The organism is Oceanobacillus zhaokaii (assembly GCF_003352005.1).
Lineage (GTDB): Bacteria > Bacillota > Bacilli > Bacillales > Amphibacillaceae > Oceanobacillus > Oceanobacillus zhaokaii.
This window is the reverse complement of sequence record NZ_CP024848.1, coordinates 2,006,861-2,023,296: the sequence shown is the minus strand read 5'-3', so window position 1 is coordinate 2,023,296 and position 16,436 is coordinate 2,006,861. Positions and strand designations below refer to the sequence as shown.

General features: G+C 34.3%; 15 protein-coding genes and 4 pseudogenes. 6 read left to right on the top strand and 13 right to left on the bottom strand.

Going from position 1 to position 16,436, the window contains the following annotated elements; translation table 11 throughout:
* Window positions 1-120: 120 nt before the first annotated feature.
* Complete coding sequence (locus tag CUC15_RS10265; RefSeq protein ID WP_114916570.1) at window positions 121-603, bottom strand: nucleoside deaminase; 483 nt, start codon at window positions 601-603, stop codon at window positions 121-123.
* A gap of 371 nt (window positions 604-974) precedes the next feature.
* Window positions 975-1,436: a GNAT family N-acetyltransferase gene (locus CUC15_RS10260; protein ID WP_114916569.1), complete on the bottom strand. Its 462-nt coding sequence runs from the start codon at window positions 1,434-1,436 to the stop codon at window positions 975-977.
* 355 nt (window positions 1,437-1,791) lie between these two features.
* Here CUC15_RS10260 and CUC15_RS10255 point away from each other — a divergent pair, with 355 nt between their 5' ends.
* A complete protein-coding gene (locus CUC15_RS10255) occupies window positions 1,792-2,979 on the top strand; it encodes an MFS transporter (RefSeq protein WP_114916568.1) in 1,188 nt (395 codons plus the stop codon).
* Window positions 2,980-3,476: 497 nt separating this feature from the next.
* Here the strand turns inward: CUC15_RS10255 and CUC15_RS10250 are convergent, their stop codons facing one another.
* Window positions 3,477-4,346 (bottom strand): protein-glutamine gamma-glutamyltransferase, encoded by an 870-nt coding sequence (locus tag CUC15_RS10250; RefSeq protein WP_114916567.1) that lies wholly within the window; start codon window positions 4,344-4,346, stop codon window positions 3,477-3,479.
* 586 nt (window positions 4,347-4,932) lie between these two features.
* A pseudogene (locus CUC15_RS10245) lies at window positions 4,933-5,034 on the bottom strand (DinB family protein); the annotation flags it as partial.
* Window positions 5,035-5,422: 388 nt separating this feature from the next.
* Here CUC15_RS10245 and CUC15_RS10240 point away from each other — a divergent pair.
* On the top strand, window positions 5,423-5,929 hold the full coding sequence (locus CUC15_RS10240) for a hypothetical protein (RefSeq protein ID WP_114916566.1): 507 nt from the start codon (window positions 5,423-5,425) through the stop codon (window positions 5,927-5,929).
* A gap of 563 nt (window positions 5,930-6,492) precedes the next feature.
* Here the strand turns inward: CUC15_RS10240 and CUC15_RS10235 are convergent.
* The 7 genes and pseudogenes from CUC15_RS10235 to CUC15_RS10210 form a co-directional block, all read right to left on the bottom strand.
* A complete protein-coding gene (locus CUC15_RS10235) occupies window positions 6,493-7,002 on the bottom strand; it encodes a GrpB family protein (protein WP_114916565.1) in 510 nt (169 codons plus the stop codon).
* A 543-nt stretch (window positions 7,003-7,545) separates the two neighbouring features.
* The gene (locus tag CUC15_RS10230) at window positions 7,546-8,223 is read right to left on the bottom strand and encodes an ABC transporter permease (RefSeq protein WP_114916564.1); all 678 of its coding nucleotides are present in this window, start codon (window positions 8,221-8,223) and stop codon (window positions 7,546-7,548) included.
* Window positions 8,216-9,139, bottom strand: a complete 924-nt coding sequence (locus CUC15_RS10225; protein WP_114916563.1) for an ATP-binding cassette domain-containing protein — start codon at window positions 9,137-9,139, stop codon at window positions 8,216-8,218. The genes CUC15_RS10230 and CUC15_RS10225 overlap by 8 nt, the downstream gene beginning before the upstream one ends.
* Before the next feature lie 441 nt (window positions 9,140-9,580).
* A complete protein-coding gene (locus CUC15_RS10220) occupies window positions 9,581-10,516 on the bottom strand; it encodes a sensor histidine kinase (protein WP_114916562.1) in 936 nt (311 codons plus the stop codon).
* A 3-nt stretch (window positions 10,517-10,519) separates the two neighbouring features.
* Window positions 10,520-11,215, bottom strand: coding sequence for a response regulator transcription factor (locus CUC15_RS10215; RefSeq protein WP_114918432.1), 696 nt, complete (start codon window positions 11,213-11,215; stop codon window positions 10,520-10,522).
* Window positions 11,216-11,540: 325 nt separating this feature from the next.
* Window positions 11,541-11,702: a hypothetical protein gene (locus CUC15_RS20075; protein ID WP_162800298.1), complete on the bottom strand. Its 162-nt coding sequence runs from the start codon at window positions 11,700-11,702 to the stop codon at window positions 11,541-11,543.
* Window positions 11,703-12,078: 376 nt separating this feature from the next.
* Window positions 12,079-12,402, bottom strand: a pseudogene (locus CUC15_RS10210) (ArsB/NhaD family transporter); the annotation flags it as partial.
* Between the two features lie 191 nt (window positions 12,403-12,593).
* On the opposite strand from CUC15_RS10210, the gene CUC15_RS20650 reads away from it, so the two are divergent.
* Together CUC15_RS20650 and CUC15_RS20645 are read left to right on the top strand one after the other, a co-directional pair.
* Window positions 12,594-13,037 (top strand): Mur ligase family protein, encoded by a 444-nt coding sequence (locus CUC15_RS20650; protein ID WP_114916561.1) that lies wholly within the window; start codon window positions 12,594-12,596, stop codon window positions 13,035-13,037.
* A 29-nt stretch (window positions 13,038-13,066) separates the two neighbouring features.
* On the top strand, window positions 13,067-13,960 hold the full coding sequence (locus CUC15_RS20645; protein WP_162800297.1) for a Mur ligase family protein: 894 nt from the start codon (window positions 13,067-13,069) through the stop codon (window positions 13,958-13,960).
* A 159-nt stretch (window positions 13,961-14,119) separates the two neighbouring features.
* On the opposite strand, the pseudogene CUC15_RS20475 reads toward CUC15_RS20645, so the two are convergent.
* Window positions 14,120-14,387: pseudogene (locus CUC15_RS20475) on the bottom strand (transposase); the annotation flags it as partial.
* 368 nt (window positions 14,388-14,755) lie between these two features.
* The gene (locus CUC15_RS10190) at window positions 14,756-15,127 is read right to left on the bottom strand and encodes a hypothetical protein (protein WP_114916558.1); all 372 of its coding nucleotides are present in this window, start codon (window positions 15,125-15,127) and stop codon (window positions 14,756-14,758) included.
* A 140-nt stretch (window positions 15,128-15,267) separates the two neighbouring features.
* Between CUC15_RS10190 and CUC15_RS10185 the strand changes: the two genes are divergently transcribed.
* Complete coding sequence (locus tag CUC15_RS10185; protein WP_114916557.1) at window positions 15,268-15,852, top strand: acetylglutamate kinase; 585 nt, start codon at window positions 15,268-15,270, stop codon at window positions 15,850-15,852.
* A gap of 89 nt (window positions 15,853-15,941) precedes the next feature.
* A pseudogene (locus CUC15_RS10180) lies at window positions 15,942-16,287 on the top strand (IS110 family transposase); the annotation flags it as partial.
* Window positions 16,288-16,436: the final 149 nt, after the last annotated feature.

Here is a 16,436-nt window from a genome sequence, read left to right as displayed (position 1 = left end):
CCGATCAATGCTGCTTTTTATTATTTATTAACGATAGGCATTAAAGTACCTAGTATTGTAGGCTTTTATTATCATATGTATAACCTTATGACAGCTCTAAATGTCGAGATTGTGTTATGTTTAACGTCCCTTTGTGTAAAACTGACGATGAAGTTGACGAACTTCCTCCGCTAGTTCAGGAACAGGGCCATCTACTGTGGTATCACTAATAACATCTTGGATGGGCAGATTCTGAACACGCGATGGAGCAACGCCTAATTCAACAAACCATTGTACCAACTGTTCAGATGAACTTGCATAAACGATTCGACCTAAACCAACCCAACCGTGAGCCGCAGCGCACATAGGGCAATGTTCTCCAGAGGTATATACTGTCGCCTTGCTTCTTTTTTCAGGTACCATGTTATTAGCTGCCCATCGTGCTATAGCAAATTCCGGGTGTTGGGTATGGTCACCGCCTGCCACGTGGTTATGATCTTCAAAAAGCACTTCTCCATCGGCTGACACAAGTACTGAACCAAATGGCTCGTCACCTTTCTCCAGAGCGATTTTTGCTAATTCAACACTACGTCGCAAGTGCTTCAAATCTGTATCACTTATCATATTTGAATCCACCTCGTCCTTTTTTATTTTTTGCATCAAAATTTTATAAAATGTCCTATTTTATACTTTCATCAAACCATACATGGGTGAGTCTCTAAAATCTAAAAACTGCTTACGTCTAGAGGAAATAGCAACCTTTACGATTTCAATTTTAGCATAAATATCAATTTCCTTATTGAATATTATTCAAGAATATGGCCCGATTATTAAATAAGAGCCAAAGGCGCTTGTTCAACTAAACTGCCCCAATAGTTCAATAGCTCTATATCAGAGTACCATAATTTTTAAAAAATATTGTTTGAAGATAAGAGACGACAATATTACTGATCGTCTTGTTTAACTATCGCACCCGTTAGCTTAATAAGAAAAATTTAAAGTTTCATTTTCATGCCTTCGTGTGTGGCTTTAAAACCTAACTGTTCATAAAAACGTAAGGCATCGTTCCGTTTTTTATCTGTTGTTAGTTGAACCAAATGGCAATCACGTTCTCTCGCACGTTGAATTGCCCAACGAATTAGTTCAGTTCCTACCCCTTTGCCACGTTCAGAGGATGATGTTCTTACGCCTTCAATTGTCGCTCTCCATCTGCCTTGATGTGTTATATACGGTGTAAATGTAATTTGTAGCACACCGATAACTTCATTGTCTTGACAAGCTACGACTAACTCATTGTTAGGATCAGATGTAATAGCTTGAAACGCTTTTAAGTAACTTTCTGGGAGTGGTTGCTCATAACGCTCTCTCTTACTTCCTAAAGTATCATCAGCAAGCATTTTCACAATTTTATCTAAATCCTGTTCTGTTGCTATCCTAAATGTTATTTTTTTCTCCAATAATACCTCTCCTGGTTTATTCAGTACAATTACGCTTCCTTCTTAAACAATTCTTCTACGATGGTTAAATAGCTACATCTTCATAATACCATAATATTCAAAAATAACTTTCTAAAGAAAAAGACGGTCATCTTAACCTCCTTGTTGAACTCGTGCACCAGTTAGCTTAAGTACACCTTTTCACAATCTTATAAACGACAAGACTTTTAAGGTTGTTTGTAGCCTTTGAGAACTTCCCCGTTAGTATTTCTCAATTTCTACAGTTATATTTTCGCTAATAATATTTTTTAAATAATAGGAAAGAATAAAGTTGTCATGATTTTGTAAGTAGTTTTGAAAGGCGGTCTTATACACCATGGGTAAAATAAAAGTTAAACTATGGACAAACCAATATTTAATTATTATAGTATTGTCTTTAGTAATGTTCGCTTCTTTTTATATGATTACAGCAGGTTTCCCAATTTTTGTATCAACCATTAACGATAATCCTACGATTGCAGGAACCATGACCACAACCTTAATGTTAGCATCACTAATTACGCGCTTCTTTGCAAGTGTCATTATCCAAAAAGTTAATATGAAATTGCTCCTCATTATTTCTCTCCTTTATTTTTTGGGAACAATTGGTCTTACTTTTGTAAATGACTCCATCGGATTTTTAATATTCATTAGAGCACTACAAGGTATTGGATTTAGTATGCTTACGATTTTAGTCTTTACAATATCAAGTAATATTGTTCCAAAATCTCGGTTAGGTGAGGGCATTGTTTTTTTTGCAATGTCTACTAGCGTTGGGACGACAATGGGGCCACTAATCGCAATTTCTTATCTTGCAAATTATTCGTTCCACTCCATGATGATGTTAACTCTCGGTCTTATGTCTTTTTCACTTGTGTGTAGCTTTTTCACAAAAAATACAGTTACAAAAGAAAATAAACAGACGACAAATAATGAACCTTTCTATAAATACATGTTCGATAAGCGTGTTCTTCTTCCGTGTATTTTGGTAGCTTTCAATTATATGGCAATTGCAGGAACAGTTAACTTTATTGGGGCTTTTGGAAAAGAGATTAATGTTGGCGGAAGTATTTCACAGTTTTTTATCGCACAAGGGATTGCAATGGTAATTATTCGGGCTTTCTCTGGTAAAATTTTCGATCGATTCGGTCACAGAATCCTTATTATTCCAGCCGCAATTTCTGGGACTTTAGGTTTGGTCTTATTAGGCTTTTCAACTAGTATGTGGATGGTTTGGGTTTCAGGGGCACTATTCGGAATTGCTTTTGCCATAATCCATCCAATTATCCAAGCATGGGCATTAACCCTTGTTCCATCCGAGAAAAAAGCAACTGTCAATTCTATGCTACTTATTTTTATAGATTTTGGTCTGGCCATTGGATCCGTAGGTCTTGGATTCTTAGCAAATAGTGTTGGGTACGGCATGACTTTTAGTTATTCTGCTACATTTATGATTATTATTTTGATATTGTATCTAATTGGGAGCAAGAGGACCGCAACATTAGAAGCTAATAAGGAAAAATAATCCTGAGCTAATCATACTAGCATACTAACGGGATAAACCACTACAAACCCGGGCTGTACGATTGTCAACATTGGCTTTTGGGACAACCTCTACTTGACTAATGTCCACTTTAGTCACCATACATCGCAAATTCAGCGATACACCACAGAGAATGAAAGTTTGTTTCTATGTCTATAATGACTTTTGGGTATATTCACAACAATCTCGTCTCAGCATAAATGCTGGGTCTAGTTTGTTTTTGTCTTTTTTAGGAATTTCGGATATCAACTTTCATGGTAATTTAATAAAGCACCTTCGATTTGTTCTATCTAAGAAACTATTTTTCTTTTTCTCGTTGTTTTATAAGCAAATGGTTCTTCGCTTAATCTGTTACGTTTATCTATTCGCTCACTACATCGTCTCCTTAATTATTTCAGTTTCAAACATTATATTTAAAAAATGCTCTCACTGTTATGGTAAAGCACCATAAACAACTTTTTTTTGCTTGACATTATCTTTCATGGGAATAAGTTTATATCGTTTATCTGGTTATAAATCATATTTAAATAGTATAAGTATCGATCATATGAAATTGAGCTTTTGTTATGGTGAAATAATACATGTTGAATTTTATGATTCATATAACCTCGTGGCGGCATCGAATATTTTGCCAAATGTTTAAACGATAGTCTTGTGACTAAATTTTCCTGATAGGCTGATTGATTACTCCCTGGCATTCTTGTCTTATTTAGAGCTTGAATCATTTGTTCAGCGTTCCCAATTCCAATTCCATGCCCAAAATATGTGTCATCTTCGAGAACTACGGCATTTTCGCCTCGCCACCAAGGGGTTTCTAGATTAAAATCTGGATTATTAAAGTAGACGACATCCCCTGGTAAGAAATGACTCGTATTAATGTCGTGTATTCCAAGATCAGAATCAGAATGCCAGCTATATAAATAGAGATTTTGGAATAATTGATTAAATAAATGTTCATCAATACTGTTTAGAACGGCATGGTAAAAGATAATTATTATTGCAGTAGCACATTCAAACGCATATAGTGAACTATTTTTGTAAATGTCATGAATGGCATCAGATGGTGCTACATCATCCCTTAATCGGAATCCGCCGGCATTTGTCAATAGCCAATATTGGGGGTTACAACGAGATTTTGCGAAGCTCGCAAACTGTGAATAGCCTTGATTCATGGATTTTGAACTTTTTATGATGTTTTTTCGCAACTTGAGTTCAAACGATAATTCATCCATGGATTGATACGAATAAACGATTGGATCTTTCTGCATTCGTTGAATGATTACACTTTCAATACTATCAGATGGCCACATACCACTTTGTTGAAACTGCATTCCTGCTAGTTGTATCACAATCCTTCACTCCAATCTAAATATCATTTGTAGTATTACCAGCATATTCAACCTTTTTTTGAATGTGTTGTTGAATTACACTATATAATATTAAAGTTGTTTAATTTTAATTCCACGATTGCGCATTACCCAGTCCATGGAGAAATAACAGAATTTTATTCGAATAATTCAAATTAAAAAATCGATTAGAATACCAACTCTCATCGATTTTTTACTATTTTAAATGGTGGCCAAAACAAGAAATGGTTTACACTATTCTTAAACTCTCTCTGTTTAATAGCTATATCTAACTTGCCTCTTTAGTGATAGGGATAAACTATTAAATTGTAACGATAAAAGCTGCCGAACTGACAGCTCTTGTTCTTAAAGGATTGCTACCCTTTAGTCACCATGTATCGCAATATCAGCGATACACCACAGAGAATGAAAGTTTGTTTCTATATCTATAATGTCTTTTGGGTATATTTACAACAATCTTGTCTCAGCATTAAAAAAAATCTTAAAATGCTGGGTCTAGTTTATTTTTGTCTTTTTTAGGATTTTCGAATGTAAACCTTCATGGTAGTTCAAGGGTAGAAATAAATAATTAATCCCAAATTTGTGGTCTATCTATATCCATTGTTCTTATATAATCTAACAATTGTCCTGAGTGAACAGATTCGTGATAAGCAATACGCAATAACATATCCTACAAAGACCCTTTTTCCTTCTTCTATTAACCTACCGCAATAGCTTGATAACTTCATTCTCCAATTTAAATTTAACATATTATTGCAAGAAAATTATAATTTTGATATAAAAAAAGACGAACTACTGAATAATGGCTTATTGAAATCTTGCACCCTTTAGCTGAAGAACGTTTTCTATTATTCTAGCACATACTTATAGAACTTTTTATCAACCTTTCACACTGGATAATTCCCAGGCAAAGCATCAGGTTTCGATTGGACTACGGTAAACCTTACTCTAGGAGGAAGCGCAATTTTTCCTGAAAAGTAGATGTTTAATTTGTTTCATCACGGGAATTAAAAGAATAACCAATAAAAAAATCTATATTATGGAAGGGAGTTTTTTCATTGGGTATGACAATAGAAAAACAAAAAAAGGCAAAAACAGGATTGATTGTTGCTGGAATAATTGCAGGAGCTTCTTCATTAGTTCTTCTGAATAGAAATGCACGCGAGAAAGTAAAAGATACTTCTAAAAACATGAAGGATTCCGTAAACAAATATGCAACAACAATTAAAGAAGATCCAAATGGTACGAAGAATGCTATTATCACTCGTGTTCAGAATGCAACAGAGATTTCCAAAGAGGCAATCAATAAAATACAGGCAATTTTGGATACACAAGTTAAAGATATTAAAGATACAACTAAAAATGTAGTTGAGGAATCAAAAGAAGTGATGTCTTCAGTGAAAGACGCACAAGGTGAATTAGTCGATGTAAAAGATAGAGCAGTAGAGGCAAAGGATCAATTACTATCCGCTAAAGACGACGTAAAGTCTAAAGTTGAGTCCAATAGCAAGGCGACACCAAAGCCAACTTCAGACCATACGATTACAAAGACGCCAGTCAATTAAAAATTACTTTATAAGTTGTAACCTTTTTCAGAACCATTTATTCATTTTCTATTTAACAGGATTTTCAACAGCTACCTTTGAAGAGAATCTTGTGCCCTCTAGCTTCTACTTCCAATAGTACATTTTCTTTTATAAATGTTGTCGCACTAACTGTAGTAATAGCCATTTAACATTTTTCCCATCTCCATTTAGATTTTATATTAATTAAAAACCCTTCTCAGAAGAGAAGGGTTTACAAAGCATACATTCGAGTTTGAAAAGTTCTAAACCACTTTTCAAGCTTTATATTCCTAGATCAGCTATTTATTTTGTAGTTTACTAGGTTTTCCACAGATAAGTGACTAGTATGTTTTATCGAGCCAGTCCCTATCCAAGCGCTACCTTTATGGCAAGTATTACAAAATTATTCTTAGAACAATTAAAATCAGTTGGTGGTGACTCCAGAGCTAGTGACGCTGCCTGACCAATCTTCTAACCACTTTATATACTAAATCCGCCCTAAGTAATACATTTCCTTCTAAACTAACCTGCCCCGTTAGCATAATTAAAAGTTATGATTGTCTTTATTCTTCTTTTGCTTTAAGTATCACTTTTTGAATATAAGGAGCCTTATTCTTTGTATAAGAAACTCTATCAAAACGGTATTTCTCAACCAAATCAACCTTTAGCTGGTAATATTCTTTTAAAACATCTGGATTCTTTCTTAAATAATTTCGAAACAGAATTTGATTGTTCCAGTGTTCACCTTTAAACTTATAAAAATGTAAATGGTGGGTACCAGCTCCCCATTGACCCTTTCTAAAAAAGCGTCTATCAGGAAATTCTTTATGATAAACAAATTCATATCGTATTTGTTTTAATGGCTCAATAAATTTGCTAACTATCTCTAAATCATTTACTCCGATAGCAATATCTAAAATGGGTTTAGCACCTAACCCTTTTACAGATGTACTTCCAATGTGTTCAATTGAGATTACTTCATTGGTCAAATTTTGCTTCAGGTTAACTTTTTCTTTATCAAATTGTTCGGACCAATGTGAGTTATAGTCTTCAACTGTTATTTTCCTATCCACTCTTTCACTCCCACTTAATTAGAAAAAAATTTTATTGTTAAACTTAAACTGCCCCTTTAGTTAAAAAATCTCGCCTTATTGACGATCTCCTTGTTGTATTTAATCATTTACTTCAAAAACTAATTTCTTAAACCTTCTTTGTTATTAAACCTATAGAAAATTATATCCATCTTCACAAAAATGAAGTCCATCATTTTTAATTGCTAATCTATATATCTTTTTTAAATGCACATTTTTCTAAGTAAAAATCTTGCATTTTTTATCAAACTTTATTCTAAAAACAACATGAACTGTGGCTTTAAAATAAAGTTTGATTGTTTTTTTACACCCCTTAAGCGTAAAGGTATTTCAGAATTAATAATAATTGTCCTCATATACCACTCCTAATTGCGATATGAATAATAGCAATTAGTCGAGATCTTTCTTCAACAGTATGTTCGGTAAATATTTACACAATTCTATTTCGAATTGCCTTTTATCCGATGGTTTGAAAAAGGATTAAACAAAAACCAGATTTCGTCTAATATACATATTCCCCCAAAACTAAATTTCCCCCACACTCTCCGCAGTTTTTATGGAAGAGTATATGCTAAGTGCTCCTAATATGCACAGTAGTGCTATGACAAACTCCGGTTTAAGATATAAGAGTGATGAGAAATTTGGTAATTGCATAGTTGCTATAGAGCATATAACTGTTGGTACTGTTGCTCTTTTCCAAATGCCAAAGAAAAAGAGTGGAATGAAACCAATCAGGGTAACAATTAGCGAGCCGATAATCATACTACTAAAATAGGTGGCAACATCCGAACCAGTTGGCTGGCCGTTAATAATAGGAAAAACCTGATCAAGTAAATACGTTGTCAAACCTGTCAATAAAAAGGCAAGAATCGTAGCAAGAAAGACAAATAGTGAGATAAACAGTACTTTTGCCGTAAACAACTTTTTTCGGCTAATCGGATATCCAAAAGAAAGCGAGATCGTTTTATTTTTATATTCATCAATGAAAACTTGATTGATGAGGGATCCTCCAAACAAGATGAGCCCCATTTGTATATACAAATTTAGTTCAATGGCCGCAGCATAGCTCTCGCCAAAAAAAGGCATAACCATTTTTATAAAAAACACAGGACAAAACATAAGAATTACCCAGTAAATGATTATTTCACCAATCACTGAACGCTGATTTAATTTTTTCCATTCTAATCGCATTAATTTAAACATTTTTTTCTCCCCCCTTTATTTGCTCATAAAAATAGTCTTCCAAGGAGCTCGTATGTTTTTGAATCTCTTCAATGCCTATATCATGGAGAATTAACATTTTGGAAATTTTGCTTTGAGAATGAGTCAAATCGTATATCCGAATTCTATTCCCTTGAATGACTTTCAAATTCGAAATATGCAGTTCATTTTCAAGTAAATAAAGCGTTTTTTGTACTTCTGTTGTCAATAACTCGATGTAATCTGTTCGTTGCTTTCTAATATCTTCTAATGTTACTTCATTTAACAAGATTCCATTATCAATGACACCAATCCTGTCTACAACCTGTTCCATTTCTCCTAAAATATGGCTAGAAAGGATAAAGGTTATTCCGTACTCCTTGTTAAGCATTAAGATTAAATCCCTGGTATCTTTTATCCCAATAGGATCTAAACCATTTGTGGGCTCATCTAAAATAATCAGTTCAGGCTTAGTAATAATAGCTCTAGCTATCCCCAGTCGTTGCTTCATTCCTAGGGAAAATTCCTTCACGATTTTATCCTCAATCCCTTGTAAATGGACCATATCCAACGCTTGTTTTATTCCTTTTTCATCATAATATCCTAGATATTCCGAGTGGAGCTTCAGATTTTCTATTGCAGTTAAATGCTCAAAAAAGATTGGATATTCTATAATACTTCCGACTCTTTTTAAAATAAACTTCGAACTCTCATTAAGCCTCTGGCCAAATAATTCGATTTCTCCACTTGTTGGCTTCGTTATTCCACTGAGCATTTTCATAATCGTTGTTTTACCTGCGCCATTCTGACCGAGAAAACCGTAAATTTCTCCTTTATGAATACGAAAATTTATATTTGTTACCAGCTGTTTTCCCTTTGCCATTTTTGTGAGCCCAGTTGTTTTCACAACGCTATTCATACTGATTCCTCCTTTCCTCCATCTATTATCATCATAAGCATTAAAAAGCTCTTTTTTCTGTCGAAATCCTTACAAAATTCTTAAGTTTTTTTGTTAGTCGTAAGAAACTAAAGCCTTGAGGCGAATTGCCTTAGTTCCACTTATGCAAATAGAGGCAGAGGCTGAGACATAACTAAAGTGTTTAACTTTAAGGACGAACAACTTACTCACTTAGCGGAGGAATTATACGTAGACTCCTGTGGGAAGAATATAGGCGAGACACCTAGGTTCGATAGCACAAGAGGGCTCACCAGCCGCTTCTTGATGCGCGAAGTATATTTCTGGAGCGGGTTATTTCCGACAATTATGTTCGGATTTCATCTGGTAAAAACACTTTTGTCCCAGCCTCTATTTACCAAAAAAAGAGGCCATTCTAACTGAACATCTCTTGTGAATAATTATTTAAAATGTAATGCGATGGAATACACACGTAAAGACCGTTTTTTCATAAGGTTTACTACTCAAGTGGATGGAACCTTTCATAGCTTCTATTAAATGTTTTGTAATGCTTAACCCGATTCCACTTCTTTGAAAATCTGAATTTCTCGCATCATCCAGAGTATATAACCGTTCAAACACTTGCTCTTGATGCACCTTAGCGATTCCTTTTCCTTTATCCCAAATATCAATGGCGATATGGTCCCCATCTTCTCGAACTGTTAACCCAAACACGCCGCCATCACTTCCATAACGGATGGCATTTGAGATAAGATTGCTTAAGATTCTGTTTAATGCCTCTTCATTACCAAGAATGTAATAGTATTGTTCTGGAATGGTCACTTCCACCTGAAGATTTTTAGATTGAAGCATATCATAAAAATCTAGGACATTTTTCCTGCAAATTTCATTAATAGAAATCCTACTTAAAGGGAATGGATAATCCCCAGAATCAAGTTTAACAAGGTCAAAAAATTGATTGAGCTGCGCTATTACATTAAGTGTTTTTTGATGAAGACGAGAAGTAACCTGGTACTGTTCTTCTACACTCATACTTTTGTCTATAGTTAATTTCTCGACATAACCTAAAATGACTGTTAATGGGGTCTTCAAATCGTGAGACATGTTAGACAGCATTTTTCTTAAGCTGTCTTTAGTTTTTAGATAATCTGCAATCACTTGTTGATTGTAATCTAAAAGACGGTTAATTTGAATGAGGAATTGTTTAATGTTTTTCTGATTGGTTTGTAATAGCACTTTTTCAGTCGTCTTCTGATCAATAATATCTGAAAGTTTATTTCGTATGTCGTTCAGATCTCTATCTAGTTTTCTCCTAAAATAATATTGCACGCCAATAATCACAAACGAAACAACTATGATTATACTTAATAAAAGGACCATAAGTTATTCACCTAATTTATATCCGATTCCCCATATTGTCCGAATGTACTCTGGATTGGACGGTTCGTCTTCTATTTTTCCCCGAAGTCTTCTAATATGGACGTTAATCACATTTTCATTGCCATAATAGTCATCTTCCCAAATGAGATGGTAAATTTGCTCCTTGGTAAATACCCTGTTCTGATTGGTCATAAATAGTTTCAAAATATGAAATTCCTTAGATGTAAGCTTTACAGACTTCCCATTAACTCGCGCTAAAAAGTTTTTTAAGTCAAGAGAAAGCGCTTTAAAATAAAGGATAGTTGAATTAGTCCCATTCTCTGAAGGAAGATATTGTGTAGCCCTTCGAATGGCAGCATGTACCCTGGCTGTTAGTTCTAGCATAGAAAAAGGCTTGCTAATATAATCGTCTGCACCAAAACCAAGACCTAACGCTTTATCTATATCACTCCCTTTTGCTGAAATGATCAAGACAGGAATTAAACTTGTTGTTCTTACCTGCTTAAGAAAATCTAACCCACTTAGTTTAGGCAGCATTAAATCAAGTAAGATTAAATCAACCTCATTTTTCTTAAGTAATTCCAGTGCCCCCTCTCCATCAAATGCAGTAATTACTGTAAAATTCTCCTGCCCCAAGTGATTACTAACCAATTCACTAATATCTTTATCATCCTCAACAAGCAGAACAGTCTTTTGCATATTTTCACTTCCATTCTTTTGTACAAATATTATAAAATTTAATAAAAAACAATTTCGATACTCAATCAAAAACTCCTTCTTATGCCATAAAATGGTCCGAAATAATTAATTTTTGCGCGTAAAAAGAAAAGATTTCCTAACATACATTGTATAAATAAGAACAGTTAATGACCGTATAAAATTCCCTGTAAATGGTTGTTGATTATAGGAGAATATCAAAATATAACTTATTAAGCCAAAGCCTAATGAGTATATAATCATCATCCAAAACCCCATTTTTTTAAACTCATATAACCCTATACAATGATAAGAGAACCAATCGCCGCTATAAATTTAATAATCTTTCTGGCATATTTGGTAGACCAAACCTATCTGATATTCCCAATGGATTAGCTTCTACTTCAAAGAATATTGCTGTTGCAATCAAGACAACTGAACTGAATATATAGAAATAACTAATTGAAGATACTCCTAATGGTCTTTTCAAATTTCTCTCCCACCCTGAACAGATAAATTTAACCCATCCTCTTCTAGCCTGATTTAACTCAATAAATAAGCACTTTAATATTGGCGAATATTTCGAAAATAATATGAGTATTTCATGCGAAACAAGACGACCAAATTACTGACCCTTTGGTGCAATAAGAAAAATACAGCTGCCATTCGTTCTCATTTTAAATTCTTGCACCATATAGTTGAAGAAGAACTATTAGATTTCACAATTCTGCCTAGTAACATTATTTTTGTTCGAACATAATACTAATAATATAAAGCTAGAAAAAAGCCCTGTCCCAATTGCTAAATACGAATATTCTATTCCCAACCATACATTACGAGAAAAACACAATATCCCAAGGTGCTCCTCTAATCACCGATTTTATTGCAAGTACAATTGGTGTCAATATTAATGCAGCTCCATCATTGGCAAATAACGCACAACAATGCACCTAAAATACCATAGACGAACATTATAATTCCATTTTCCTTTGCAAACCTTGCCATATGTGGAGCTGCCCACTCAAACAAACCAATTTGATTCAATATAAATGTAATAAGGATGATCGCAACAAACGATAATGTTGCATTCCACGTAATGTCTATTACTTCTAAAACATCACTACTACTCCTACTAAAAGAGCAATGATTGCTCCAGCACAGGCAGACCAACCGATATTTAAGCTTTTAGGTCCAGTTCAAATTCTAAAAGCTCATAAGTTTATGACAAACAATGATTTTATATTCCGCTAATTTTCTGTGTAGTTATCACGCACCTGCATTAGGGGCCACGTCATATTATACAATCTCCGTCACTAATACCATGTAGAACAGCATTAGTGACGGAGATGCTTTTTCAAAAAAGGAACTTAAGAGTGATATTTTGAAGACATTATTATTGGAGAACATTTTAACAGCAATGGGTATTCAGCCTAATGATAAGCAAAAAGGTATACGGATCAAGACGGTCACTTATGACAGATTTGAAATTAGCAGTCATACTTTATATTTTCGTTGGAACAATAGAGAGGTGCCTGTTAAATCTATAAAGAATTACAAGAATGTTTTCATCGTTACGGATACACCATTTTCTCATATGAAAAAATTAAAACCTGAGCAAATCATTATGGTAAAGGACCTCAATGACACTTTCTTTAAATTCACTTCATATTACAGGCATCTGTTTAACATCCCTGTAGTCGCCATTACTGGTACATGTGGAAAAACGACTACCAAAGAAATGCTAAAACACATTTTGGAAGAAAAAACAATGTCCAGGCAACGATATCCAGTAAAAATGCCAGATATTACAACCTTCCTTATTTAATGGGAATTGATGACGATACGGATATTGCAGTGTTTGAAACAGCCGTATCTTCAAAAGGGGATATGACGGAATTAGGTAAGTATTTTTACCCGACGATTGGGATTATGACCATTGATGTGGATCATACGGATGAATTAAAATTTGATGATTATATAGCAGAAAAAGCAAAAATAATGGAAGGCATGAACAATCAGGGGACTCTCATTCTAAATATGGACGACCCATACCTTTCCCCTATCGATACTTCTCAATTTAAGGGAGATATTATAACGTTTGGAAAAGACAAGGATGCTATTTTTAGGATTACAGACTATCAATTTGATTCATCCGGCATGACTTTTTGGATTGAATATAAGCAAAGTGAATATAAAGGTTATATACCGGGTCTTGGTGAGCATAATGTATATAATGCATGCGCTTCAGCAGCCGCCGCTGCAATTTTAGGGGTGGATTTTCGCTATGCTTTAAAGAGATTATCTACTTTTTATCACTTGAGTTCACATTTTCAAATAATTGAAGGACGAAAGCAAATTACGTTGGTGGATGATACTTGGAAGTCAAATCCTGCTTCCTTAAGAGAAGGCTTAGAAACATTATGCAGGATAGCTTTGCCATCCCAAAGGAAAATTGCTGTACTGGGAAGAATGGCAGCACTGGGACGATATGCTGATGAAGAATACGAAAAGGCAGGGCATCTACTCGGTGATTTGGGGATCGACGTTCTCATCACCAAAGGATTCATTGCAAAAGAATTTGTAAAGCCAGCTATAGAGGCAGGAGTAAATCCAAATAATGTTTATCATTTTTCAGATGTAGATGAAATGAAGGTGTTTTTTGATTCATTTTTGATCCCAAATGATATTGTTTATTTCAAAACGGCGGGAGTGACTCAGAGATCATTGAAGATGTCATCAAATATTTAAGAAGTTAATGGATAGATTATAAGAGACATTTGAAAAGACATGTGAAAAATCTGAAGTGTTAGACAGGTTATTTTATTAGGAAGCATGATGGGCATGGGTTCGATATTGTATAGGCTCATGCCTTTTAGTTTTGCCTTAATCCGTTTATTATATAGTAATCGATGGAATATTAAAAATTGCCGCTGTTTCTCTGATAGACGTCCCTCGTTCGTTCATGCAGCTAAATACGTCTAGTTTATACTCTACAGAGTAGGTTGTATAGTTTTTTCGAAATACAACCTCACCAAAAAGTTCATAGTGTTTAACCCATTGATTAATGGTTACTATGATGTACACCAATAGACCGAGCAATATCTAAATCACTTTCACTTCGGTTTAAATATCGCTTTACTGCTTGTAGTTTTTCTTTAGTAGAAAATTTAGCCATACAAAAACTGCACCTCCAATTACTAATTGTGTCTAACAATTGGGGTGCAATTTATATTTTACTGATCGCCTTGTATAACTCTTGCGCCATTTACTTTAAGTATAATAATTCATAATGCTTCTTTGTAACGAACAACATATGGTGTAAGTAAAAAACCAGTAATCCCCACAAGAACTCCTATACCAGCCGACAAAAAGATGTTATCGGATGGAGAAAGAATATTACCAAATATCCATATCGGCAAAATACTCATAGCTATAATTGCACTTTTTCCAAAATTAGTTATCTTATGTGTAGTACGACAATTGTCGCATTCAATTGCTTTATACATCCAAAAAAACGATTTAAAGATTTTGCTCCAGTTGAAATTAACAAATTGTAGTTTCGCCTTTAATGAAATCACCGTTTTGGTCATCAATTTGGTCAACTCGATTCTCACAGTTTTCCCTATTTTCCCACTCAACAATATACTTACCTCTTTTGTGACTTACTGATATTATTTTAACTTCCCCTATTTCCCCAGTGTGGTCTTCAATAACTCTTGCTTCTACTTCTTCCTCAGTTATTTTCAGACTCGAATTTTCACAGCCATTGGCAATAAACAGCATAAATGCAAATAAAATTAAAAACCATTTTTTCCATTTTTCCTTCCCTTTTTGAATCTCCTTACTAACCTGCCACTTTAGTACAAAACTACATAAAATAGCATTAATCCTTTTAGAATAAACGCACCAGTTCACCAGTTACTTCAATAAGGAATTAATCTGGAACGTATAATTGATTTATTTGAAATAAATGAATAGCCAATAGTTAAAAAGTACAAGCATCTTTTTAGATTTGGAATACATTGAATATTATTCAGGGATATGGGGGTGAAACGATGAAAAAACCTTGGTTTAACGATTCTTGTATTAGTGAACAGGAAGTTCGTTTAAGTAATGCCATGCGTTTAGTTTGGGAACAACATGTGTACTGGACAAGAATGACAATCAATAGCATTGCCTTTAGTTTACCTGATGTAGGCGCTGTTACCGCACGTCTACTTCAAAACGCTACAGATATGGGCAATTTACTAGAGCCTTTCTATGGAAATAGAATAGCCGCAAAGTTCAGCAGTTTAATCAGGGAACATCTGGTAATTACTGCGGAACTTGTTGAAGCCGCAAAAGCAGGAAATCAAAAAGCTGTTGCAGCTTTAAAGCGAAGAGCGTTCGCAAATGGAGAAGAAAATGCTGAATTCCTAAGTAGAATAAATCCATTTATATCAAGAGATGAATTCCAAGAAATGTTTTTCGAGCATCTGGAACTTACTATAAAGGAAGCAGTATTTATACTCCAAAACAATTTTAAATCAAGCATTGCTGTGTTTGATAAAATTGAAGCGGAAGCTTTACAAATGGCGGATACAATAACGAATGCAATTGTGAAACAATTTCCCAGAAAGTTTCAATATAAGAGTTGCTAATAGCACCATAAAATAATTAATGGCACTAATTTCAGTGCCTTTTTATGTAGTTTTTGTGATTTCAAATTGAACTAAACTACCCGTTAGCCATTCAAACTTTTTCAACTAAAACTGTTTTTCTAATACAATTAGTTGACTGGATTAAACAGCATAATTGCACCCATGTTGCCATGGAAAGTACGAGTGTTTACTGGAAACCTATTGTGAATTTACTTGAGGCTGAAGATATTGAGGTTCTAGTTGTGAATGCCCAACATATGAAGGCAGTCCTAGGACGTAAAACAGATTTCAAAGATGCAGAATGGATTGCCAAACTTCTTCGTCATGGACTCAAAAGTTAGTTATATTCCAGATCGAAATCAACGAGAACTACGTGAACTAGTTCGATATTGCATGAGCATTATTGAAGAGCGTGCTAGGCCTTTAAGTACAATACTTCACAATTTTATACGTTATTCCAACACAAAGGTGATGCCCTATTTAAGCATCGCACCCGTTATTGTTAAGTTATATCCGCAAATATCGCATCAAATTGGGTTTCACTATAGTCTGGTCTACTAAAATGAAGTAGGCCTAACATATTG

Bases quoted from the DNA above. Each gene is read 5' to 3' on its own strand.
- CUC15_RS10265 (WP_114916570.1), bottom strand. From the start codon at position 603: ATGATAAGTGATACAGATTTGAAGCACTTGCGACGTAGTGTTGAATTA.
- CUC15_RS10255 (WP_114916568.1), top strand. From the start codon at position 1,792: ATGGGTAAAATAAAAGTTAAACTATGGACAAACCAATATTTAATTATT.
- CUC15_RS10230 (WP_114916564.1), bottom strand. From the start codon at position 8,223: ATGTTTAAATTAATGCGATTAGAATGGAAAAAATTAAATCAGCGTTCA.
- CUC15_RS10225 (WP_114916563.1), bottom strand. From the start codon at position 9,139: ATGAATAGCGTTGTGAAAACAACTGGGCTCACAAAAATGGCAAAGGGA.
- CUC15_RS10220 (WP_114916562.1), bottom strand. From the start codon at position 10,516: ATGGTCCTTTTATTAAGTATAATCATAGTTGTTTCGTTTGTGATTATT.
- CUC15_RS10215 (WP_114918432.1), bottom strand. From the start codon at position 11,215: ATGCAAAAGACTGTTCTGCTTGTTGAGGATGATAAAGATATTAGTGAA.
- CUC15_RS10185 (WP_114916557.1), top strand. From the start codon at position 15,268: ATGAAAAAACCTTGGTTTAACGATTCTTGTATTAGTGAACAGGAAGTT.